Consider the following 22,286-nt stretch of genomic DNA (forward strand, 5'->3'; position numbering starts at 1 on the left):
GGTCACGGTCTCCCGCGCGCCCGCCGCAGCACGGCCACGTCGCCCGTGCGCGTGACCTCGCCGCCCACCGCGAGCGCGATCACCTCCAGCACGCGCTCGACCGGGTCGCCCTCGAAGGTCGCGGTCAGTCGCCGGCCGACGAGCGTCGAGTCGGCCAGCCGCAGCTCGACGCCGTACCAGCGCCGCAGATCGGCCTGCACGACCACGAGCGGCGTCGCGCGGTACCTCAGACGTCCGCGCGTCCACGCCGCGTCCTCGGCACTGGCGGCGCCGCGCTCCGCGGTCACGCGCCCCTGGTCGTCCATCGCGCCGCGATCGCCGGCCGTCAGCACCACCGCGGGCGATGCGGACACGGTGTCGGTGTCCGCGGCGATCGAGACGGAGCCCTCGTGCACCGCGACCGTCACGCCGCGCGCGCCGGACAGGCCGTCGGTCCGCACCGTGAACTCCGTGCCCAGGTCCACGACCTGCGCGCCGCCCGCACGCACGCGGAACGGCCGCACCGCGTCGTGTCGCACCGAGAACCACCCCTCGCCCTCGAGCGTCACGTCGCGCGTGCCCGCGCCGTAGCCCGCGGCGACCGTGAGCCGGCTGCCCGGCGCGAGCACGACGCGCGTGCCGTCCGGCAGCTGCAGCGAGTCGCGCACGCCCACCGCGGTCTCGAGCACGCGCGCGGGCGCGCCGACCGCGGCGGGCGCGCCGGCACCGGTCTCCGCGCCGCGACGCCCGAGCCCTATCGCGATGGCCGCGATGGCGGCCGCCGCGGCCAGCCCGCCGAGCCGCCACTCGCGACGCCGCACGGGCACCACGGCCGGCGCGGCCTTGGGCGTCACGACGGTCCCGCTCGCGGCGACGGGCATCGCCTGCGGTGCGGAGGACGGACGGCGGAAGGGCAGCACGTCCGGATCCGCGTGCTCGCCGCCCGTGATCGCGTCGCGGCGCAGCTGCACGCGGCGCAGCGCGGCCTCGACGTCGATGGGAGCGCCCGACGGCTCGGGCCGCGCGGCGCGCGTGGCCTCCACGTCGAGCGCGCGCAGCATCGCGGCGTCGTCCGGGTGCGCGCGCAGCCACTCGGCGATCGCCCGCGCCTCCTCGGCGCGACTCTCGCCGGCCAGGTGGCGCGCCAGCGCCTCCCAGTCGGGAGCCGCGTCGGCGTCGGCAGCGGAATGGCGCGTGGGCGTGTCGGTCATGACCCGGAGAACACGGACGGACCGCGAGACCCTACGTCGCGGGTCGAGGCGCGGGTCGGCGGCTGGCCGCCCGGCGGTGGGCTGGAGTATACATACCGGCGGCACGACGCGCGCCCGCGTGCCCCGACCCGCACCCCCGCCCCGTGGACGACCGCGAGCTCCTGGCCCGACTGAGTGGGGACGAGGCCGAGGCCCGGGACGCGTTCGACGCGATCTTCCGCTCGTGGTACGCGCCGCTCGTGCGCGCCGCGGACGCGATCGTGCGCGACCGCGCGGTCGCCGAGGAGCTGGTGCAGGACGTCATGCTCGAGCTGTGGCGCCGCCGCACCGCGCTGGCGGCCGACGGATCGCCGCAGGCGTACCTCTTCCGCAGCACGCGCAACCGCGCGCTCAACCACGTGCGCCACCAGCAGGTCGCGCGACGCGGTGCCGTGCACGCGGCGTCGCCGGTGTCGCGCGAGGCCACCGCGCCCGCGCAGGTCGTGTCGCGCGAGATCGACGCCGCCGTGCGCGTCGCGATGGACGAGCTCACCCCGCGCTGCCGCGAGGTGTTCGAGCTGAGTCGGACGCACGGGCTCAAGTACGCCGAGATCGCGCAGACCCTCGGCGTGTCGGTGAAGGCGGTGGAAGCGCAGATGGGCAAGGCGCTGCGCACCATGCGCGAGCACCTCGCCCCGTGGCTACCGGGCGGCGACGCGCTGTAGCGCCGCCGCCTGCCCACCCAGGCTGGAAGGGCGAACGGCAGCAAGGATGAAGGTCCGAGAAGATCTGATAACGACGGATGGCTCCGTGTGGAGTGCGATCGAGGTCGCACCACGCGGAGCCATCCGTCGTTATCAGACGTTTTCCGATCTTCATCCTTGCAATGCCGTTCGCCGTTCCGGTCCCCGGGACGGCGACGCGCCGCCGCCCGCCGGCTCCGCGATCAGGAGCAGGTGAGCCGGCCGCGCGGCAGCGGGCGCGTGCAGCTGCGCGTCGTGCCGTTCTCCGTGATCGTCACCTTCGCCGTCGCGGTGCCGTCGTACGTCACGACCTCGCGGCGCGTCACCGTGGTCGGCGTCTGGCCCGTGTAGGTCAGCGTCGCCGACATGACGCGCGTCACCGTGCCCGCGGTCGGATACGACTTCGCGGTGTCGGTGGCGGCGCGCACCGGCACGATCACGCCGCGCGTGGTGTCGCCCACCGTGCGCGAGGCCGTGAAGGCGCCGCGGCTCGACGTGCCGGTGGTGGTCTCCGAGCCGCTCGACGTGCCGTTCACCGTGCGCTGCGTGCTGCCCTGCGCCAGGCCCGTGACCGTGCGCTCGCTCGTGTTGCGGACCGTCGTCGACGCCGTCAGGACCGTCGCCGTGTCGCCCAGCAGGCGCCCGCCGGGGCCACCGCGCAGGCCCGGGCCGTGCCCGCGCCCGTCGCCACGCTGCTGCGTGGTGTCGCGCGCGTAGGTGATGGTGCCCGTCACCTCGCTGCGCGTGTTGACGCTGTTGGTGGTCAGCGTGTCGAACGCCTGCTGCACCGCGCCCGACGCGGTCGTGTAGGCGGCCGAGCGGTTGATCGTCAGCCCGTTGCGCGTCTCGGCCGGGCAGGTCACGCGGCCGGTCGCCGCCACGAACGTCGCGCCCGTGCACCCCAGCGCGCCGTTGAAGACGCCGCCGAACGGCCCGCGGTGGCCGCGGCCGCCGCGATCGAACGCGATCCCGCCCACGAAGTCCTCGCCGAGGCCTCCGCCCATCATCGCCCCGCCGTCGAAGCGCGCCTCGCGGCCGCCCGTCAGCCAGAGCGCGCCCGCGCTGGGCACCGCGTCCGCGGTCGTGCCGACGTAGCTGCTGGACAGGTCGCCGTAGCCCACCGGCGCGTTGGACAGCGACGCCGTCAGCGCCGCGATCTCGAGCGCCGACGCGGTGGCGCCCGCCGGCGACTCCGAGCAGGCGGCGGCGCCGAGGGTCGTGACGCCCGCGGCGAGCGCGCACCACTTCCTCATCGAACTGGTCATGCGTGTGACTCCGGGTGTGGCCGGCAGGCCCGCGCGACCCGTTCGCGCACCGCCGCCGACGTCGTGCCCCTGTGGCACCCGGAGAAACACGCGGGCGGACGGGTACCCTACCCCGCCCGCCCGCTCGAGCACCCGGTCAGCGACTCAGGCCGTCGACGTCACGCACGACCCGGGCTGGTAGAGCTGGTTGTTCTCCTCCGACTGCGGCACGGGGAAGCTGACGTCCGTGCCGTACTCGCTTCCCTTCACGTAGGCGCCGGTCGGGAAGACGGTCTCCGCGCCGCGCTGGTACTGTCGCACGAGCCGCCGCAGGTCGCCCAGCCGGTGGCCGGTGCCGAACAGCCAGAACGCGCGCTCGCGGAAGAGCAGGTCCACGCGCGCCGCCGCATTCCCGGGGTCGGTGAGCGGCGTGAGCCCCGGCTGCGTCGACCGCAGCGCGTTCAGCACCGCGAGCCAGTCGCCGCCCGAGCGCAGCCGCGCCTCGGCCTCGATCAGTCGCGCCTCGACGCCCGATGTCGCGGGAAACGGCGTGTCCCGCGAGGCGAACTTGAGCTGCACCCAGAACGGGAGCACGGCCTGGTTGGCCGTGTCGAAGATGTTCGAGCGCGTCACGCCCGCCGCGCGGCACGTCGCGTCGCCGCCGCGGCAGACCGCCACCCGCGCGTCGCCGGCGGTGAAGTTCAGGCCATTGCGCCCCTCGCCCGCGCTCACGGTGTAGCGCCCCTGGTTGTTCACGAAGTCCCAGAGCTGGTTGAAGATCGCGGTCTGGTTGTAGAAGAAGCTGTACGAGGCGGTCGTCGCCACGCCCTGCACCGCCGTCGCCGCGTCGGCGGGACGGTTGAGGTTCAGCAGCGCGCGCCCGCGCGTGACCTGCAGTGCCTGTCGCACGCGGTCCGCCTCGCCGCCGGTCGTGGTGCCCAGCCGCGACAGCCCGGTGTCCGCGTGCGCGACCGCGCGCTCCAGCAGCGCCTGCGTCGTCAGCCCCGCGCTGTTGACGATGCTGCCGTCCAGCTCCGCCTCGCTCACGGGCACGTTGCCGCAGAAGTACTCGGCCAGCAGCACCTCCGCGTACGCCTCGGCCCAGTACATCTGCGGCACGTGCCAGGCTTCGGCGTCCGGATTGAACTCGGCGATCGCCTTCGCGGCCAGCTGCGCGTTGACGCGCGCGCGCTGGATGGCGCGGTAGGCGCCGTCCACGTTCGCGTTCTGCGCCTGCACGGCGCGGCGGTCGGTCTCGTCGCGCTGCACGAACGTGTCACCCGACCGGAACTCGTCGGCCAGCAGGCCGCTGAGCAGGATCATCGTGTCGACGTTCGAGGTGTTGACGTCCAGCTGGTCGTTGCCGCCCGTGGCCTTGGAGAGCTGCAGCACGGCGCCCAGGCGCAGCGCGTCGGCGCCCGCGGGCGTGCGCAGCACGGACGGGTCGACGATGTCGGGATCCGTGACCTCGAGCAGCGAGTCGGGGCTGCAGGCCGCCGCCAGGACGCCGGCGCTCGCGAGGGCCGCGCGGAGGATGCGTCGGTGTGCGCGCATGGTCAGAACCCCACGTTGACGCGGAGGGTGTACGTGCGCGGAGGCGCGCCCGTCTGGAAGTCCTGCGGGATGTCCGTCAGCAGGTTGTAGTTGCTCTCCGGGTCGATGCCCGTGTAGTCCGTCCACAGCCCGAGGTTACGGGCCGAGAGCTGCAGGCTCGCCGAGCGGCCACGCAGCATGCGGCGCATCCACGCGTCGGGCGGCGTGAGTACGACGGCGACCTCGCGCAGCCGCACGAACGACGCGTCCTCGATGTACCCCTCGAGCGACTGGAACTGCGTCTCGCGCAGCGCGATGGTGCGCGCCTGCTCGCTGAGCGAGGCGCTCGGGTTGATGAGCCCCAGGCAATTGTTGCGGCTCGCGCAGCGGATGCGCTCCGTGTTGTTGTAGAGCTTGTGCCCGCCCTTGTAGTCGACGAGGGCGCTGAGGCGCACGCGGCGGTTGAACAGGTCGAACGCGTTCGTGACCGCCACCTCGTGCCGCGGGATCGAGTAGCCGAGGAAGCGGCGGGCCGTGTCCACCTGCACCTCGGTGCGCGAGAGCAGGCCGTCGCCGTTCGCGTCCGCGTACGTGTAGTGGCGCTGGAAGTACGCGTTGAGCGGGTAGCCCTCGCGCTGGTCGATCGTCGTGCCGATGATCGGCGGGACGTCGCCCAGGTCGATGATGCGGTTGGCGTTCGTGGACGCGTTGACCGACACGTTCCAGGCGAGCTGGCGGAACTCCAGCGGCCGCACGTTCACGAGCGCCTCCCACCCCCAGTTGCGCACGCGGCCGAGGTTCGCGAAGACGACCGTCGAGTCGGTGCCGCTGGAGCCGGGGAGCACGCGCTGCACGAGCGCGTCGCGGGAGCTCTTGCGGTAGTGCGTCAGCTCGAGCGAGGCGCGGCCGCCCCACACCGTCGCGTCGACGCCGGCCTCGAACTCCTGCGTGTACTCGGGCTTGAGCTGCGAGTTGCCGACCGACCCGAAGGTCAGGCCGCCCGACTCGCCCTCGTCCTGCACCACCGTGCGGCCGACGAAGAAGCGCGCGGCGTCGGTGGTCCCGGGCTGCACGCCCGACGCCCCCCACGCGGAGCGCAGGCGCAGCTGGTCCAGCCACGACGGCCGGCCCATGAAGGGCTCGTCCGACAGCACCCAGGAGATGCTCGCCTTCGGATAGACGACGGCGCTGAAGTCCGCGCCGAACGCCGAGTTGTCGTCGGTGCGGATGGCGCCGGTGACGAACAGCCGGTCGCGGATCCCGAACGTCTGCTCGACGAACGCGCCGAGCGTGCGCGCCTCCGCCGAGACCTCCTCGGCCGTCAGGCGCGCGGCCTGGGACACCGTCGAGCCGCCGGGCGACAGCACCTCGCCGTTCGCGCCGTTGCGGTCGAACAGCGACTTGAAGTACTGCGCGCCGACCGTCGTCTTGGACGTCACCGACTCCCACGGCCGGAAGGACGCGGTCCCGTTGACGTCCGACGTGTACTGGTAGATGCGCGCCCGGTTGTCGGTCTTGAAGCCCAGGTCCTGCTCGAACGCCTGCACGCACTCCGAGAAGCGGCAGAGCGCCTGGTCGCGGCGGCCCGTGTAGTCGAGGCCGAAGTTGCCGCGCACCGAGAGCCACGCGCGCGGGCGCCAGTTGCCGTTCGCCGAGCCGATCACGCGGTCGACGTCCTGGGTGGTGAGCGACTGGAACATCCGGTCCGGCGTGAACGAGCGGTAGCCGTACAGCGTGTCGGTTCCGACGACGTTGTACTTGATGCCCGGGCCGCCCAGCGCGTTGGAGAGCAGGCCGATCGTGTTGTTGTCCGAAGCCTGCAGTCGGAACTCGCTCTGCACGTAGCCGACCGAGAGGTTGAGGTCGAGCTGCGGCGTCAGCGCGGCGGCCATGTTCGCGCGGCCGCTCAGCTTCGTCAGCGCGTTGGGGCGCAGCCACTCCTCCCGGATCGACGTCCCGCGCGCGCGCAGCTGGTTCTCGAAGACCTCGGGCATGCGCCAGCGGCCGTCCTCGCCCTCGTATTCGCCCGAGAAGAAGAAGCGCACCGCCTCGGAGCCGCCGCTGGCCTGCAGGCCGTACTGCCGCCGGTAGCCCGGCACGATGGGCGTCGTCTCGTCGTCCTTGAACAGGTTGAACGACGTCACGCTGTCGATCGTGCACAGCCCGCGCGCCGCGGAGCCGAGGTAGCAGTTGCGCACCGCGGCGCCGGTAGCGGTGAGCTTGCCGAAGGTGCTCCAGGCGTCGGGATACGGGCTCTTGTCCGTGACGAGCCCCTGCTCCGAGTAGGCGCTCCACTGCGTGCGGCCCGCACGCCCCTTCTTGGTCGTGATGACGATGACGCCGTTCGCGGCGTCGGTCCCGTAGAGCGTCGCCGCGGACGGGCCGCGCACGACCTCGATCGACTCGATCTCCTCGGGATTGAGATCGCCCGTGCGGCTGGGCAGCGTGCCGCCGGCGCTGATGCTGGACGAGCCCGACGTCGCCGTCATGCGCACGCCGTCGATCACGTACACCGGGTCGTTGGAGAGCGAGAGCGAGTTGAGCCCGCGCACGCGGATGCGCGCGCCGGCGCCGGTGGACGTCCCGGGCAGCACCTGCACGCCCGGCGTACGCGCCGTCAGCAGGTCGCCGACGTTCGAGATCGGGCGCTCCTGCACGAGCTCCGCGGCGTTGACCTGTCCGATCGCGTTGCCCACCTCCACGCGGCGCTCCTGCCCGGTCGCGGTGGTGACGACGGGCGCGAGGTTGACCGTCGCCGCACGCATCGCGATGTCCGCGTTCGCGGTGGCGCCCGCCGCGACGGTGACCGACACGGTCTGCTCGGCGTAGCCGACGCGCAGCGCGCGCAGCGTCACGGTGCCCGGCGCGACGCCGCGGATCGTGAAGCGCCCATCGGCGCTGGTGAGCGTGCCGAGCGTGGTGCCGGCGACGGCGACCTGCGCGGCGACGATCGGCTGCTGGCTCGCCGCCTCGACGACGCGTCCGGTGATGGTGCCGCGCTGCGGCGTCTGCGCGCCGCCAGCCGCGGCCGCGAGGCACGTCGCGGCGATCGCCGCGGCGAGGCGGCGCCAGGGGCGCGCGCGACCTGCGGTGTCCATGGGTGGCCTCTCAGGTGAGCGGTGCCCGCGGGCGTGCCAGCACGAGCGTCGGCACCGGAGCACCGGCGTGCGGCGCATTTAAGTGCCCGCGGGTACCAATACCGGACCACGAGTCGCGGAGGCGCCGTCACGTCGCCGCCGTTGGAGAACCGTGCGCGCGTCGACATCCCGCCCGCGAACACGCGCGACGTCTCGCTCCACTGGCCATCGCGCGCCACGCACCGCGGCGCGCCGCGCGCAGCTCGCCCCGCGCCCCTCGTCCTGCCACGGGACGGAGCGCGCGTTGGGCGGGACGGAGCCCGTATGCGCCACCGGAACGGCGGGTCCGCAGTAGATTCGGCGGCGGCCCGCACGTCGCGGCCCACCCGGCGACGGCTCGCATCGCGCGGTCCGCAGGCCGACCCCCGGCAGGCCGCCACGGCGTGCCTCTTCCCCTGGAAACCGGCCGCCCGGCCGGTCCGTAGGACCGCCCATGCCGCAGCCCGCCCCCGCCCCGCCGGCCCCGCCCGCTCCCGACGCGCCGCCGGCTGCCCAGCCGACCGCCGCTCCCGTCGCCGTCTCCCTGCCGGACGGCCCCCTGCCGCTCCAGGACCTGCCCAAGAACGCGCAGGAGGTGCGCGGGCTGCGCGAGCGGCGCGACATCCTGCGCGACCAGCTGGAGCGCGCGACCAACCGCCGCGACGAGCTCGCACGGGAGCTCGATGGCGGGGGCGAGGGCGAGCAGCGCCTCAGCTCCGAGGCGCGCGTCGGGATCCAGCAGCGCCTGCAGGTGCTCGATGGGCGCATCCTCCAGATCGAGCGCGACCAGGCGATGACCGAGCGGCTGCTCAGCCAGGCGCCGCCCGCGGTCCTCGCCAGCCTCGTGCAGCAGGAGCGGCAGGAGCGCGCGCTGAACAACCGCGTCGACGAGGACGAGGCGATCGGCATGGCGTTCGGCATGTTCGGCTTCGGGATCGTGCTGACGCTGGTCATCGGCCGGATCCGCCAGCGCCTGGCGCGCCGCCGGGGTGGCCCGGCATCGGCCACCGCCACCGCGACGCTCGTGGCGGACCCGCGGTTCGACCAGCTCGCGCACGCCGTGAACTCCATCGCCGAGGAGGTCGAGCGGATCGGCGAGGGGCAGCGGTTCGTGACGCAGCTGCTGGCGTCGCGCAGCGAGGCGCCCGCGCTGCGCGGGGAGCAGGACGTGCGCTGAGCCGCTCGCGCGGCGCGCACGTCGTCGGTCGAGGCCCGTCGGCGCGATGCGCCGACGGGCCTCATGGCGTCGAGCCGTGTCGCGTCGCGCCTGGGCGCGTCTGAGCTCGCTCGGCCATCCCGAACCTCACATATTCGCCCGCCCCACGGCTGTCCTGCCCCGGACCACTGGATCGGAGGCGCGCATGAGCCACCCCATGACCGACTCGGCCACGTACCTCTTCTACGGCGCCGAGTCCGACGACGCGGTCGTCGGCATCTTCGACGACGGCGACGGCGCGAACGCGCTCGTCCCGCCCGGCCGACCCGCGCACTACGTGACGCTCGACGACCTTCCGCCGGCGCCGGCGGCACGGCCCGCGCACTACGACACGGCGGTCGCGCCGAGCGGGCTGCAGGGGACGTACGTCGACGCGATGCGCTACGTGACGCCGCCGCCCGGCGCGCCTGGCGTCCCGTCGCTCCACACGCCGCCGCCGGTCGTGCACCGGGCCGCCATGGGCGGCCCGGCCGCGCCCCCGCCACCTCCGGCGCTCGCGCCGCCGCCGATCACGCCGCCCCCTCCGCCGGGGAAGCCTGCCTCGCCGTTCAACGCCCGGCAGATCGGGACCATGGGCACGGTGCGCGAGCTGCGGCATCTGGGCACGGACCATCACTACGAGCGTCGCGGCGCAGTCGACCCCGGCGGCACGATGGGCACCGTGCGCTACCTCGACGCGGTGAAGCGCCGGAAGTACGAGGTCACGATGGGGGCGAAGATCCTCCGGACGGAGACCGGCGCGGAGCTCGACACGCCCACCATCTACGAGCACTACAAGACGACCCGGCCGAACATCGGCAGCTTCACGCTCGGCACCCGCCGCGACGGCACCCCGTTCCGGCAGCTGGCCGAGTGGCGGCGGTCCGCGCTGATCTGGGTGTGCGCGGTGGACGAGGAGACCGACCGGCCGCGCTTCTACACGCACGTCTGCAGGATCCACAAGTTCCACCACAGCTCGTTCGCGGCGGGCGCGGGCGTGATCGGCGCGGGCGAGTGGGTCGTGCGCGGGGGCAAGCTGCGCGCGGTGAGCGCGAACAGCGGCCACTACCGGCCCGACCTGAGCAACTTCTACAACGCCGTCCTGCACATGGCGCAGGCGTTCCGCGACGGTCCGGAGGGCGGCGAGGGCACGCAGGTGCTCATGTACGACCGCGTGGACGACCAGTGGGTGCACCGGCCGGTGAAGCAGTTCATCGCCGCGCCGAGCGGCAACGGGCGGTACTTCACGCACCCGAGCCAGGTGGCCGCCGTCTGACACCCGGCGCGAAACGGGCGAGGGCCAGCGGCATGCGTGCCGCTGGCCCTCGTCGCACCGGCGCCCGCGCCGGCGTCGTGCATGGAGCGTATCGGGTTCGAACCGATGACCCCCTGCTTGCAAAGCAGGTGCTCTCCCAGCTGAGCTAACGCCCCTCGCGGCGGAATATAGCGGGGCGCCCGGCGGCCGGGAGGGCGCGTGACCCGGGGTCGTTCACGTCGGACGCTGGTACGCCCCCGTCGGCAGGCTGGTGCCCATCGGCGTGTAGGCGCCCGGCTGCGCGGCCGGCGCGGGCGCGATGTTCTGGTTCGTCCGGAAGACGTTCGACGGGTCGTACTTCGCCTTGATGGACGCGAGCCGATCGTAGTTCGCGCCGTAGGCCGCGCGCACGCGGTTGCCCTCGTCCGCCGTCATGAAGTTGACGTACGCGCCGCCCGCGGCGGCGTACGGCGCCGCGACCGTGTAGACGTTGCGCGCCCACGCGACGAACGCGTCGTCCGCGGTGCGGTCCTCCCACCGCGCGTGGACGTTCATCACGAACTGCGCGTGCCGGCCCGCGTAGGCGGTCGCGTCGTCCGCGCGCCGCGACACCGCGCCGCCCAGGTGCGCGAGGAAGATCTCGGACATCGGGCCCGGCAGGTGCGCGATCTGGTCCACCAGCACGTCGATGAGCGGATCGTGCAGCGTGGCGAAGTTGTGCGTCTTCCAGTAGTTGCGCGCGCCGGGCGTGAGCAGCGGGTCGAACGCGGTCTGGAAGCCCGCGTACGGCGTCCAGTCGATGACGTCGGCGATGGGCGTGCCGATCTCGCGCAGCGGCCGCAGGACGCGCTCCGCGTCCTCGCGCGGACCGGTGTAGCAGGCCGCGATCACGAGCACCGGACGGCCGTGCACCTCGGTCGGCAGGAAGGGCAGCGGCGGCGCCTTGCGCATCACCACCCACGCCGTGAGCGAGTCGGGCGCGGCGCGCACGACGTCGCGATAGCGCCGCAGCAGCTCGTCGGCGTGGTCGAACGGATGCACGATGAGCCCCGCCAGCACCTCCGGCCCCACCGGGTGCAGCGCGTACTCGAACGACGTGACGACGCCGAAGTTGCCGCCGCCGCCGCGCAGCGCCCAGAAGAGGTCCGGGTGCTCGCTCTCGCTCGCGCTCACCAGCGCGCCGTCGGCCGTCACGACGTCGGCCGCGCGGAGGTTGTCGACGGTGAGGCCGTACGCGCGCGACAGCCATCCGTAGCCGCCGCCGAGCGTGAGCCCGGCGATGCCGGTCGTCGAGTTGATGCCGAGCGGCGTCGCGAGCCCGAACGTCTGCGTCTCGCGGTCCATGTCGCCGAGCAGGGCGCCGCCGTCCACGCGTGCGAAGCGCTGGCCGGGATCGACGCGCACCCCGCGCATCGGCGCGAGGTCGACGAGCAGTCCGCGATCGACGACGCCGTTGCCGGCGATGTTGTGGCCGCCGCCGCGCACGCCGAGCAGCAGGTCGTGCTCGCGCGCGAAGCGCACCGCGCGTACGACGTCGGCGCTGCCGCGGCAGCGCGCGACGATCGCCGGCCGCCGCTCCACGGTGCCGTTCCACACGCGGCACACGTCGGCGTAGTGCGGGGCGTCGGCGGTGACCACCTCGCCGCGGAGCGCCGCCGCGAGTCGCTCCGCCTCGCCGGCCGGCAGCGTGGTGTCGGCCCCTCCACGCGTGCGGATCGTGACGTCGGGCATGTGCACACCTCCAAGTCGCAGCGCCTCGCCGCGTGGGCGATCGGGTACGCCTGCGCCCTCCGTCCGCCCGGCGTGCCCCACGTTAGGAGCGTCGGATGGGCTGTCAAGCAGATCGGCCGGCGGCGCGTGACGCGCCGCGCATCACCGAACGCCGCGCCGCAGACGAGTAGATTCCCCCTCCCCGCCGTCCCCTGCCGCGCCCACCGTGCTCGACCTCCCGCGCCTGCTCCTGCAGCTCCTCGTCGTGCTCGCCGCCGCCCGCGCGTTCGGGTGGCTCGCGCAGCGCGTGGCGCAGCCGCGCGTGATCGGCGAGATGGTCGCGGGGCTCGTCCTCGGTCCCTCGGTGTTCGGGGCGCTCGCGCCCGCGCTCGCGGCGCGCGTCTTCCCGCCCGACGCGCTGGCGCCGCTGGCCGCGGTGGCGCAGCTCGGCGTCCTGCTCTTCCTGCTCGTCGTCGGGCTGCGGCTCGACCTCGGGGCGCTGCGACTGCGCGCGGGCGCCGCGGTGGCGATGAGCCACGCGAGCATCGCCGTCCCGTTCGCGCTCGGTGCCGCGCTCGCGCCGCTGCTGCCGCGCGAGCTCGCGGGCCCGCACGTCTCGCCGCTGGCGTTCGCGCTCTTCCTGGGCGCGGCGATGAGCGTCACCGCGTTCCCGGTGCTCGCGCGCATCCTCGAGGAGCGGCGGCTCACCGGGACGCGCCTGGGCACGCTCGCGCTCGCGGCGGCGGCGGTGGACGACGTGTCGGCGTGGACGATCCTCGCCGGCGTGGTCGCCGTCGCGCGCGCGGGCGCCGCGGGCGGGGCCGGCACCGCGGTCCTGCGCGCGCTCGGGCTGACGGCGCTCGTCGTCGTCGCGGCGCTCGCGACACGGCCGCTCCTGCGGCGCCGGCTGCTGCGCCACGGCGGCCGCGTCGACGCGCCCGACGTCGGGCTGGTGGTGGTGCTGGCGCTCGCCACGGCGCTCGCGACCGAGCACGCGGGCGTGCACGCGCTGTTCGGCGCCTTCCTCGCGGGCACGCTCGTGCCGCGCGAGCAGGGCGTCGCCGCGGCGCTCGCGACGCGCATGGAGGAGCTGGTGGTGACGGCGCTGCTGCCGGCGTTCTTCGCGTTCGCGGGGCTGCGCGCGTCCGTCGCGCTCATCGACGGCGCGGCGCTGTGGGCCGTCTTCGGGCTGCTGATGCTCGTCGCCGTCGGCGGGAAGCTCGGCGGATCGGCGGTCGCCGCGCGCCTCGCCGGCCTGCCGTGGGACGAGTCGCTCGGCCTCGGCATCCTGATGAACACGCGCGGGCTGATGGAGCTCGTCATCCTCTCGATCGGCCTCGACGTGGGCGCGATCTCCCCCACGCTCTACGCGATGATGGTGCTGATGGCGCTCGCCACCACCATCATGACCGCGCCGCTGCTCGCGCTCGTCGAGCGCCGCGTGCGTTCGGCCGACGGCGCGCGCGCGGCCGCGGTCGCGCGCTGACCTCCGCACCCGGACACGCCCATGGAAGGCGGCACGACGCTCGTCGACTGGATCTCGTACGGCATCATCGGCTTCGTGCTGTTCGCGCTCGCGGTGCTGGTGCTGCGCAGCACGTGGTTCTTCCTCTCGCTGCTGGCGATCCCGGTCACCGACGTCCTCGCGCGCCGCACACGGCTGGGCGGCGCGCTGCGGCGCTGGGGCGAGCGCGGCGCGACCGGCGCGGGCACCTTCGGCGCGCTCGATCCGACGCCCACGGTGGCGACGACCGCGAACGTCCCGCGGGCCGTCCGCCTCGGTGCGGGCGTCGGCGCGACGCTGGGCGCGCTGCCGGGCGTCTGGTGGGCGGCGCGCGGCGCGCTCGTGACGCTGCGCGCCGGCGGATCCGCGCTGTCCGCGCTCGCGGAGGCTGCGCTGGGCATCGGCCTCGTCGCCTCCGCCGGCCTGCTCGTCGGTACCGCGCTCGGCGCGCTGGTCGGACTGGCGGTGGACGCGTCACGCTCTCGGAGTCGCGACTGACGGCGACCGAGGACGATCCTCGACGCAACGCGACACGGCCCCGCGACCGATCTGGGTCGCGGGGCCGTGTGTCGTTCGGAGACCGGCGCGTGCTACTCGTGCGCGGGGAGCGGCTCCATCGTCTTCGGGTCGACGGGGACCTGCACCTCGTCGCGGTACTTCGACGTCATCAGGAAGACGCGGACCTTCGGGAAGGCGTCCATGAAGCTCGTGTAGACGAGCCCGAACAGGCCCAGCATGCCGAGGCCGACGCCGACCTCCCAGAGACCGAACGGCAGGTGCGCGGCCTCGCCGTACACCGACGGGTAGATCTCGAGGTAGCGGTGGATCCAGATGCCCGTGGCGCTGCAGAGCGCGACCGTCAGCATCACCGGCGCGTACAGCTTGGCGGCCTTCGAGAGCAGCGTGAAGAACGGGATGACGAACGACAGGATCACCACCGCCGTCGACAGGCCGATCCACGGATCCGACAGGCGCAGCCGCGGCCAGTGCGTCTCCTCGGGCATGTTGCCGTACCAGATCACGAGGAACTGGCTGAACGTCAGGTAGCCCCAGAACGCCGTGAAGGCGAAGCACAGCTTGCCGACGTCGTGCAGGTGCGAGTCGGTGATCAGGTCGTACGCGCCCAGGTGGCGGCGCCAGAAGTACTGCATCGCCTGGAACGACATCATCATGACCAGGAACCCGCCCATGAACACCTGCCAGCCGTACATCGTCTGCTGGAAGTGGAGCGAGATGGTCATGGAGTAATCCCAGATCAGGACCGGCCAGAACCAGCCGAACATGAGGCAGACGACGACGGCGATCTTGCCCAGGATCGAGTGCGTGCTGTGCAGCTCGCGGCGCTCCTCGCCGAAGCTCGCGCGCATCTTCGCGCGCATCCCCTTCGCCCAGCCGCTGGCGGTCGACTCCTCGGGCGTGACGCCGACGTCCAGGCGCACCGAGCGGTAGACGAACCAGCAGTAGAAGAACGTCATCAGGCCGAACAGCACGACGCCGCGCAGCTTGAAGAAGGTCGGATCGAGGTAGATCGCCTTCTGCGGCGTGTGGATCGCCTCGCGGCCGGCCCACGTGAAGATGTGGCTGCCGCTGAAGAACAGGATGACGAGCAGCAGCACGAACGCCACGGGCAGCCACGCCACGTAGCCCTCGATGAAGCGGATCACCGGGCGCGACCAGCGCGCGGTGGTCAGCCGCTGCACCGCGGCGAACGCGACGCCCGCCGAGGCGATGATGGTGAAGAACAGCCAGTTGAACATCAGGGCGAGCCACGCGCGGTCCTCGCCGCGCACCGCCCCGATGATGAAGACGATCGCGCCGATCGCGGCGAGCGCCGCGAACGCGAGCTTGAGCGTCTTCGAGACGGGCTTGTTGGCCGTCGCGCGGATCAGCTCCTCGCGCGTCGGCACGTGGACGGCGTGCAGGCTCACTGGTGGTCCCCCTTCGGCTGCGGCGTCTGCGGCCGCGCGGCGGGCGCCGCCGGGGCGGCACCGCGGCCCTGCGGACCCGAGTCATTCACGGCGCCGGGCGCGGCACCAGGCGTGGCACCGGGCGCGGCGCCCGGCGTGGCGGCGGGCGCCTCGCCGGCGGGCGTCGGCGCGGGCTGCGCGCCCGTCGCCGCGGCGCGCCACATCGGCGCGGGGCGCGTGGGGGCCGTGCGGGTGAAGCCCGGCACCGTGGCGCCGTTCTGCCCCGGGTAGCCGACCGGGCCCACGCCGGCGGTGTTGGGCACGCGGCCCTGCAGCGCGCGGACGTAGTTCACCACGTCCCAACGGTCCATCTCCTCGATCCGGTTGTAGGTCGGCATGGCGCCGCGCCCGTTCCGGATGATGCCGTAGATGTAGCCGTCCGGACGGTTCTTGGTCATGTCCATGACGATGCTGATCCCGGCCATCCCGTACTGCACCGCGGGCCCGTTGCCCTGGCCCTGATCGCCGTGGCAGACCGCGCAGTTGATCTGGAAGTACTTGCGGCCGTTGGCCAGCGACGCCGGGCTGACTGGCGTCGGGTTCGTGACCGCGGCGGCGATGGAGTCCAGCGCCATCGGCGACCCCAGGTAGGACACCTGGTACTCGGCCAGCGCGACGCCCGTCACCGGCACGGCGTGCGTGGGCTGCCCGCGCGGCGCGTGGACCGTGTCGGCGTCCACCTGCGACAGCGGCTCCCAGGGCTCGACGCGCGGCTGCGCCTTGAACTCGGTGAACCAGTCGCACGCGCCCAGCATGGGCAGCAGCGCGAGGGCGAGGAGTCGGGTGCGGGCGGTCATGGAAGGATTAGCGCTCACCGCGGACCTCCGCGGCGCCGTGCCGGCGGAGGACTTCCTCCACCGACGAGAACTTGTCGGGCGCCGCGGCGACGAAGATGCCGTAGTCGCCGTGGCTGAAGCGCGGGTCGTAGCCGACGGTCATGGTCAGCCGCGGGATGCGCGCCAGGTAGAACATGCCGAACACCGTGGACAGCGCACCCACGAGCACCATCACCTCGAAGCCGATGATGGTGTACGGGATCCAGCTGGCGATCGCCTTGCCGCCGACGATCAGCGGCCAGTACTCGGAGGTCCAGATGGCGATCCAGTAGCCGAAGGTCACGCCCAGCAGGCCACCGACGAGCGTGAACTTGCGGACGCCGGACGAGGGGTGCCCGAGGGCGTCCTCGAACTCGTGGCGCGGCGTGGGCGTGTAGATCGTCAGGTCGCCGAGGCGCTTGCTGCGGAGCTCCTCGATGGCGTGGACGGCGGCGTCCAGCTCGCGGAAGGCGGCGAGTACTCCCTGCATCAGGCGAACTCCCCAGGCACGTTGCGCTCGTACGGCTGATGGCGCCCCGTGACGTCGATGTGGTCGTCGTGCTTGTGGGACTCGCGGAGCTTGGGAGGGATGATCTCCTTGATCTCCGCCAGCGCGAACACCGGGAGCTGCTTGCAGAACAGCAGGAACCACATGAAGAACCAGCCGAACGAGCCGACGAGGAAGCACATGTCGACCCAGCTGGGCACGTAGCCCGACCACTGCCACGGCTCGAACTCGTGGGTCAGCGACGGCACCACGATCACGAACCGCTCGTACCACATGCCGATGTTGATGATGATCGACAGGATGAAGAGCCAGGTCGTGTTGCGCCGCAGCTTCTGCGAGAACAGCGAGAGCGGGAACACCATGTTGCAGATCAGCAGGATCCAGGCGCTCCACCACCACTGCCCGAAGACGCGGTTGTAGAAGTACTCGATCTCCGCCGGCACGCCCGAGAACCAGGCGATGAAGAACTCGATCAGGTAGGCCGAGCCGACCACCAGCGATGTGAACAGCACGACCTTCGCCGTCGCGTCGAGGTGGTTGAGCGTGATGTAGTGACGCAGCCCGAACCAGCGGCGCATCGGGATGGCGATCGTCCACACCATCGCGAAGCCCGAGAAGATGGCGCCGGCGACGAAGTACGGCGGGAAGATCGACGCGTGCCAGCCCGGCGTCAGGCCCATGGCGAAGTCGAACGACACGACCGAGTGCACCGAGAGCACCAGCGGCGTCGAGAAGGCCGCCAGGAACAGGTACGCGCGGGCGAAGTGCCGCCACTCGCGGTCGCTGTTGCGCCACCCGAGCGAGAGGATCGAGAAGATCCGCTTGCGCACCGGGTTGGTCTCGCGGTCGCGCAGGACCGCGATGTCCGGGATGAGGCCGATGTAGAGGAACGTGGTCGAGATCGTGAGGTACGTCGAGATGGCGAAGACGTCCCAGACGAGCGGCGACTTGAAGTTGGGCCAGATGAGGCGCCAGTTCGGATACGGGATCAGCCAGTAGAACTTCCACGGGCGCCCGATGTGGATGATCGGGAAGAGCCCGGCCGTCATGACGGCGAACACCGTCATCGCCTCCGACACGCGGTAGATCGTCGTGCGGAAGCCGGCCCGGAAGAGGTACAGGATGGCCGAGATCAGCGTCCCGGCGTGGCCGATGCCGACCCAGAAGACGAACGTGATGATGTACACGCCCCACATGAGGGGCGGGTTGTAGCCGGCCTGTCCGAGCCCCCAGTAGATCTGGTAGACCCAGGCCGAGGCACCGATGAGCATGCACGCGATGGCGAGCCCGAGGCCGGCGAACCAGCCCCCGGTCGGCTTCATCGTCGCGATGATCTCGTTGTCGACCTGCTCGTAGTCCCGGACCGCGGGGAGCTGGACGTCCGCCGAGGCGATGTTCGGCCGGCGGTAGGCGTCGCCCTGCCCGCCCTCCGGCCGCGCGAGAGTAGCCATTGCTGCGCGATCCTCCCGTTACGCCGTGGCCGGCGCGCCGGGCGCCGGATGGTTGACCTTCTTCAGATAGACGACCGCCGTGTACGTGTTCAGCTCCTCGAACACGTGGTAGCTCCGGCGATCGACCGCGAGCTGCGCCACCGACCAGTTGGGATCGGCCGCGTCACCGAACGTGATGGCGCGCGACGGGCAGGCCTGCGCGCACGCCGTCGTGAACTCGTCCGCCTGCAGCTCGCGGTTCTCGAGCTTCGCGCGGTTCTCCGCCTCGCGGATGCGCTGCACGCAGAACGTGCACTTCTCCATCACGCCCTTGCCGCGGACGGTGACGTCCGGGTTGAGCTGCCAGTGCAGCGGCTCCGGCCACGCGTACTGGCGACGGTCCGGCTCACCGTAGCCGAACCAGTTGAAGTAGCGGACCTTGTACGGGCAGTTGTTGGAGCAGTAGCGCGTGCCGACGCAGCGGTTGTAGACCTGGACGTTCAGGCCGTCCGGCGCGTGGTACGTGGCGTACACGGGGCACACCGGCTCGCACGGCGCGTTGCCGCAGTGCTGGCAGAGCATCGGCACGAACCGCGTGTCGAAGTCCGGCTCGAACGCCGTCTCCGCGTTGTCCGCCCCCTCGAAGTAGCGCTCGAGGCGGATCCAGTTCATCTCGCGGCCCTTGAGGATGTTCGCCCCCGGCCGCTCGTCCCACACGCCCGGCGCGAGCGCGCGGCCCTGCCACGGCGCGCCGACGGTCGGGAGGTTGTTCTCGCTGTAGCAGGCGGTGACGCAGGCCGAGCAGCCCGTGCAGCGCGCGAGGTCGATGGTCATCGCCCAGCGGCGCTTCGCCATCCCCGTGGGATGGTTCGGATCGTTCAGCCCCTTGTCCTTCGACGTCGGGTCGCCGTACTGGCCCTGCGCGTCGTTCGCGACCGGCGAGCGGAGGCCCGGCAGGAACGCGACCGACGGCTCGCCCGGGATCTCGGGGCCGTGCTCGCCCGTCTTCGTGTCGGCCGTGTGCTCGGCGCTGGCGCCGGAGCCCGGAGCCACGCCGCCCACCGCCTCGTCGCCGCGCGTCGCCGACTCCTGGCGGATCTCCGGCGCGTTCAGCGTGCCCAGCTCGCTCACCAGCACCGCGCGGCCGATGCCGCGGCCATGCTGACGCGCCGAGCCCTCGGTGCTCACGAGGTCGGAGTGCGCGCCGGCCTTCGCCACGCGCGCCCGCGTCGCCGTCAGCACGAGACCGCCCGAGACGTCCTCGCCGCTCGGCAGCACGTCGTAGGCGCTGGAGCCGATGCCCTTGGCGTAGCGGCCGTAGGCCGTGTGGCCCTGGCCGGTCGCGATCGCGACCGTGTCCGGCCGGATGCCGAGGTACAGATACGCGGGCGCGGTGAACGACCCGGCCGCGGTGGTGATCGTGACGTGATCGCCGCGCTCGATGCCGAGGCGGTGCGCCGTGCTGGGGTGCAGCTCGACCCACGACTGCCAGCACACCTTGCTGACGGGATCGGGCAGCTCCTGCAGCCAGGGCTTGTTCGCGCCGCGGCCGTCCGCGCCGAGCACCGCGCTCGGGTAGACGACGAGCGTGAAGTCGCCGGCCGTCGTGTCGAGCGCGGGCGCGAGGCGCTGCGCCGTCGCGGCGCGCGCGGGCGCCGCCGAGGCGAGCACGCTGCCGGCGATCGTGCCGGTGGGCGCAGCAGCGGTCCACGCCGCGGCGCCGCCGGCCACGCGGGCCATCAGCCACTCGCGGTAGGTGCGCTGCGGGTAGCGCGCGGCCGTCGTCTGGTCCGCGCGCCCGAGCGCGAGCAGCACGTCCGCCGTCTGGCGCGTGTCGAACACCGGCTCCATCACCGGCTGCTGGATCGCGATGCGGCCGCTGCCCGCCTCCGCGTCGCCCCACGACTCGAGCGCGTGGTGGTCGGGGAGGATCAGGTCGCACAGCTCCGACGTCTCGTCGGGATAGCTGGAGAACGAGACCTTGTACGGCACCTTCGCGAACGCGGCCGCGAAGCCGAGCTGCTTGGGCGTGCTGTACGCGGGGTTGGCGCCGCGCACGAACGCGAGCGCCACCTGGCCGCCGTTCATGCGCTCGACCAGACCGCGCAGGTCGGCGTAGCTGTTGAGGCGATCGATCGCGGCGAGGGCCTGGTCGGGGCGCACCGTGGTGCCCACCGAGCCCGCGCTCGTGTTGAGCCCCGCGACCGCGGCCGCGAGCTCGTTCGCGTTGGCGGCCGTCGCGCCGGCGAGGGCCAGCAGCCCGTTGCCCGCGGCCGTGACCTCCTGCGCGAGGCGCTCCAGCACCGCCTGCTCGACGCCGGTCTGCTGCGCGACCTGCGCGGCCGTCGCCTGCCCGCGGAGCATGTTCGCGATCGCCAGCTCGGTGCCGGCCTTCGCCGGGATCCACTGGTCCGCGTTCAGGCCCGTGAGCGAGCGGCGCGGCCCGATGTAGATGGCGCGCGGCGCGCCCTCGAGCTTCGCGCGCGCGTCACCCCAGTCGACCTGGTAGGCCGTGCTCTGGCCCCAGCCGTCCAGGAAGTCGGCGCCGAACGAGACGACGAGGCGCGCGGCGTTGAAGTCGAACTTCGGCCACGCGGTGCCGTACGCCGCGCGATGCGCCGCGATGACGGCCAGCGGCTGCTCGGCGTCGTACGCCAGGTGCGGCGGCATCCCGAGGGCGCCGAGCCACTGGTCGAGGAACGCCGGGAAGCTCCCGAGCTCGTGCTGGTTGATGAAGGCGGCGGTGCCCGCGGTGCCGCGGCTGCGCACCTCGCCGAGCTTCTGGCTCAGCTGCGCGAGCGCCTTGTCCCACGTCGTCGCCACCAGCTTCCCGCCCTGACGCACCATCGGCGCGCGGTAGCGGTCCGGGTTGTAGAGCCCCTGCACGGCGCTCTGCCCGCGGGCGCCGAGCGCGCCGCGGTTCCCGGGATGCTGCGGATTCCCCTCGAGCTTGATGACGCGGCCGTCGCGCACCTCCGCGAGGACGCCGACGGGCTCCAGGCCCTCCCGGCAGACGGTCGCGTAGTAGTTCGAGACGCCCGGGACGGTCTGATCGGGGCTGACGACGTAGGGAATGAGCTTGCCGACGTTCTCGGACGTGCAGCCGACGAGCGTCGTGGCGGCGCCGGTGGCGCCGAGGACCTTGAGGAAGTCGCGGCGCTTGACGCCGGCGGACCCCGTCTCAGTGCTCATGCTGTGGTGCGGTAGGATGTGAGCGAAGCGAGGAGCGAAGAGCGCGGAGCGAGGAGTCGGCGGCCGGTCGGTGCCCGCGCTCCTCGCTCATCGCTCGTCGCCAGCTCAGTAATGGCAGATCGCGCAGTCGTAGCGCGCCTTGCGCGCCGGGACGGCCGCGGCGGCCTTGATGACCGAGTCGGGCGCGCCCGCGAGGCGGTGGCCCTCGGCGGCGTTGTAGCCGTTCACGTGGCAGTTGACGCACCAGCCCATGTTGAGCGACGACGCCTGGTAGACGCGGGCCATGTTCTGCACCTGGCCGTGGCAGCTCTGGCAGGTGACGCCCGCGTTGACGTGGCGCATGTGCGGGAACTGCACGTAGTCCGGCACCTTGTGGATGCGGACCCACGGCACCGGCAGCTTCTTGTTGTAGTACGACGCGAGCTTCGCGATCTCGCGCTTGGAGCTGTCCGCCTTGCCCGTGACGAGCAGGTGGCAGCCCATGCAGGTGCCCACGGCGGGCATACCCGGATCGGGCGCCTTGTTCGCCGAGAAGTGGCAGTAGACGCAGTTCATCCCCAGCCCGCCCTGCGCCGTCGGCAGCACGTGCTTCGGGTGCGGGAAGTTGACGGGCTGCACGGGCTCGCGTCCCTGGGACGACGAGGCCCCGCTGTATGCCGACAGCACGGTGGCGGCGGCGGCCAGGGCCAGGAAGCCCGGGATCACCGACCACTTCCGTCTCTTCGTCATCGCTGCGACCTGGGCGGGAGTATGGAAATGCCGAAGCAATCGCTCACGTTTGTGAACGATTTCACAAGACGGCGGGGGGAAACGGCGCGAAAGATGACCGGGCTCCACAGGTGACACAAGTGCGAACCCCTAGGGAGACTTACGGATTCGCACCTACGGAGACGTGCCCCAGTTCG

The 22,286-nt window shown here is 72.7% G+C and carries 16 protein-coding genes and 1 tRNA gene; 5 read left to right on the forward strand and 12 right to left on the reverse strand.

Annotated features, from left to right (window positions below; all coding sequences use genetic code 11):
• Positions 1–2: 2 nt before the first annotated feature.
• Positions 3–1,190, reverse strand: coding sequence for a FecR family protein (locus tag rosag_RS20585; RefSeq protein ID WP_284352056.1), 1,188 nt, complete (start codon positions 1,188–1,190; stop codon positions 3–5).
• Positions 1,191–1,333: 143 nt separating this feature from the next.
• Between rosag_RS20585 and rosag_RS20590 the strand changes: the two genes are divergently transcribed.
• Entirely contained in the window at positions 1,334–1,894 is a 561-nt protein-coding gene (locus rosag_RS20590) for an RNA polymerase sigma-70 factor (RefSeq protein ID WP_284352057.1), read from the forward strand.
• A gap of 221 nt (positions 1,895–2,115) precedes the next feature.
• Here rosag_RS20590 and rosag_RS20595 read toward each other — a convergent pair whose 3' ends face one another.
• The 3 genes from rosag_RS20595 to rosag_RS20605 form a co-directional block, all read right to left on the reverse strand.
• Positions 2,116–3,177, reverse strand: coding sequence for a hypothetical protein (locus rosag_RS20595; protein ID WP_284352058.1), 1,062 nt, complete (start codon positions 3,175–3,177; stop codon positions 2,116–2,118).
• A gap of 144 nt (positions 3,178–3,321) precedes the next feature.
• Positions 3,322–4,710, reverse strand: a complete 1,389-nt coding sequence (locus rosag_RS20600; RefSeq protein ID WP_284352059.1) for a RagB/SusD family nutrient uptake outer membrane protein — start codon at positions 4,708–4,710, stop codon at positions 3,322–3,324.
• Between the two features lie 2 nt (positions 4,711–4,712).
• On the reverse strand, positions 4,713–7,787 hold the full coding sequence (locus tag rosag_RS20605; RefSeq protein WP_284352060.1) for a SusC/RagA family TonB-linked outer membrane protein: 3,075 nt from the start codon (positions 7,785–7,787) through the stop codon (positions 4,713–4,715).
• 472 nt (positions 7,788–8,259) lie between these two features.
• Between rosag_RS20605 and rosag_RS20610 the strand changes: the two genes are divergently transcribed.
• Both rosag_RS20610 and rosag_RS20615 read left to right on the forward strand, forming a co-directional pair.
• Positions 8,260–8,982, forward strand: coding sequence for a hypothetical protein (locus rosag_RS20610; RefSeq protein WP_284352061.1), 723 nt, complete (start codon positions 8,260–8,262; stop codon positions 8,980–8,982).
• A gap of 184 nt (positions 8,983–9,166) precedes the next feature.
• A complete protein-coding gene (locus rosag_RS20615) occupies positions 9,167–10,276 on the forward strand; it encodes a hypothetical protein (RefSeq protein WP_284352062.1) in 1,110 nt (369 codons plus the stop codon).
• Positions 10,277–10,358: 82 nt separating this feature from the next.
• Here the strand turns inward: rosag_RS20615 and rosag_RS20620 are convergent.
• Positions 10,359–10,431 (reverse strand) — tRNA-Ala (locus rosag_RS20620).
• Positions 10,432–10,489: 58 nt separating this feature from the next.
• Complete coding sequence (locus tag rosag_RS20625; RefSeq protein ID WP_284352063.1) at positions 10,490–11,986, reverse strand: FAD-binding oxidoreductase; 1,497 nt, start codon at positions 11,984–11,986, stop codon at positions 10,490–10,492.
• 205 nt (positions 11,987–12,191) lie between these two features.
• Here rosag_RS20625 and rosag_RS20630 point away from each other — a divergent pair, with 205 nt between their 5' ends.
• Together rosag_RS20630 and rosag_RS20635 are read left to right on the forward strand one after the other, a co-directional pair.
• On the forward strand, positions 12,192–13,451 hold the full coding sequence (locus rosag_RS20630) for a cation:proton antiporter domain-containing protein (protein WP_284352064.1): 1,260 nt from the start codon (positions 12,192–12,194) through the stop codon (positions 13,449–13,451).
• Between the two features lie 21 nt (positions 13,452–13,472).
• Positions 13,473–13,967, forward strand: coding sequence for a hypothetical protein (locus rosag_RS20635; protein WP_284352065.1), 495 nt, complete (start codon positions 13,473–13,475; stop codon positions 13,965–13,967).
• A 92-nt stretch (positions 13,968–14,059) separates the two neighbouring features.
• Here the strand turns inward: rosag_RS20635 and rosag_RS20640 are convergent, their stop codons facing one another.
• The 6 genes from rosag_RS20640 to rosag_RS20665 all read right to left on the reverse strand — a co-directional run bounded on the left by rosag_RS20640 (position 14,060) and on the right by rosag_RS20665 (position 22,110).
• A complete protein-coding gene (locus tag rosag_RS20640) occupies positions 14,060–15,397 on the reverse strand; it encodes a hypothetical protein (RefSeq protein WP_284352066.1) in 1,338 nt (445 codons plus the stop codon).
• The gene (locus rosag_RS20645; RefSeq protein ID WP_284352067.1) at positions 15,394–16,233 is read right to left on the reverse strand and encodes a c-type cytochrome; all 840 of its coding nucleotides are present in this window, start codon (positions 16,231–16,233) and stop codon (positions 15,394–15,396) included. The genes rosag_RS20640 and rosag_RS20645 overlap by 4 nt, the downstream gene beginning before the upstream one ends.
• Positions 16,234–16,240: 7 nt before the next feature.
• Positions 16,241–16,741, reverse strand: a complete 501-nt coding sequence (locus rosag_RS20650) for a DUF3341 domain-containing protein (protein ID WP_284352068.1) — start codon at positions 16,739–16,741, stop codon at positions 16,241–16,243.
• Complete coding sequence (gene nrfD / locus rosag_RS20655; RefSeq protein WP_284352069.1) at positions 16,741–18,210, reverse strand: NrfD/PsrC family molybdoenzyme membrane anchor subunit; 1,470 nt, start codon at positions 18,208–18,210, stop codon at positions 16,741–16,743. Before nrfD ends, rosag_RS20650 begins: the two co-directional genes overlap by 1 nt.
• Before the next feature lie 18 nt (positions 18,211–18,228).
• Positions 18,229–21,381 (reverse strand): molybdopterin-dependent oxidoreductase, encoded by a 3,153-nt coding sequence (locus rosag_RS20660; RefSeq protein ID WP_284352070.1) that lies wholly within the window; start codon positions 21,379–21,381, stop codon positions 18,229–18,231.
• 105 nt (positions 21,382–21,486) lie between these two features.
• Positions 21,487–22,110, reverse strand: coding sequence for a cytochrome c3 family protein (locus rosag_RS20665; RefSeq protein WP_284352071.1), 624 nt, complete (start codon positions 22,108–22,110; stop codon positions 21,487–21,489).
• Positions 22,111–22,286: the final 176 nt, after the last annotated feature.

The sequence above is a fragment of the Roseisolibacter agri genome (assembly GCF_030159095.1).
Lineage (GTDB): Bacteria > Gemmatimonadota > Gemmatimonadetes > Gemmatimonadales > Gemmatimonadaceae > Roseisolibacter > Roseisolibacter agri.

Bases quoted from the DNA above. Each gene is read 5' to 3' on its own strand.
- rosag_RS20585 (WP_284352056.1), bottom strand. From the start codon at position 1,190: ATGACCGACACGCCCACGCGCCATTCCGCTGCCGACGCCGACGCGGCT.
- rosag_RS20595 (WP_284352058.1), bottom strand. From the start codon at position 3,177: ATGACCAGTTCGATGAGGAAGTGGTGCGCGCTCGCCGCGGGCGTCACG.
- rosag_RS20600 (WP_284352059.1), bottom strand. From the start codon at position 4,710: ATGCGCGCACACCGACGCATCCTCCGCGCGGCCCTCGCGAGCGCCGGC.
- rosag_RS20605 (WP_284352060.1), bottom strand. From the start codon at position 7,787: ATGGACACCGCAGGTCGCGCGCGCCCCTGGCGCCGCCTCGCCGCGGCG.
- rosag_RS20610 (WP_284352061.1), top strand. From the start codon at position 8,260: ATGCCGCAGCCCGCCCCCGCCCCGCCGGCCCCGCCCGCTCCCGACGCG.
- rosag_RS20615 (WP_284352062.1), top strand. From the start codon at position 9,167: ATGAGCCACCCCATGACCGACTCGGCCACGTACCTCTTCTACGGCGCC.
- rosag_RS20625 (WP_284352063.1), bottom strand. From the start codon at position 11,986: ATGCCCGACGTCACGATCCGCACGCGTGGAGGGGCCGACACCACGCTG.
- rosag_RS20635 (WP_284352065.1), top strand. From the start codon at position 13,473: ATGGAAGGCGGCACGACGCTCGTCGACTGGATCTCGTACGGCATCATC.
- rosag_RS20645 (WP_284352067.1), bottom strand. From the start codon at position 16,233: ATGACCGCCCGCACCCGACTCCTCGCCCTCGCGCTGCTGCCCATGCTG.
- rosag_RS20650 (WP_284352068.1), bottom strand. From the start codon at position 16,741: ATGCAGGGAGTACTCGCCGCCTTCCGCGAGCTGGACGCCGCCGTCCAC.
- nrfD (WP_284352069.1), bottom strand. From the start codon at position 18,210: ATGGCTACTCTCGCGCGGCCGGAGGGCGGGCAGGGCGACGCCTACCGC.
- rosag_RS20660 (WP_284352070.1), bottom strand. From the start codon at position 21,381: ATGAGCACTGAGACGGGGTCCGCCGGCGTCAAGCGCCGCGACTTCCTC.
- rosag_RS20665 (WP_284352071.1), bottom strand. From the start codon at position 22,110: ATGACGAAGAGACGGAAGTGGTCGGTGATCCCGGGCTTCCTGGCCCTG.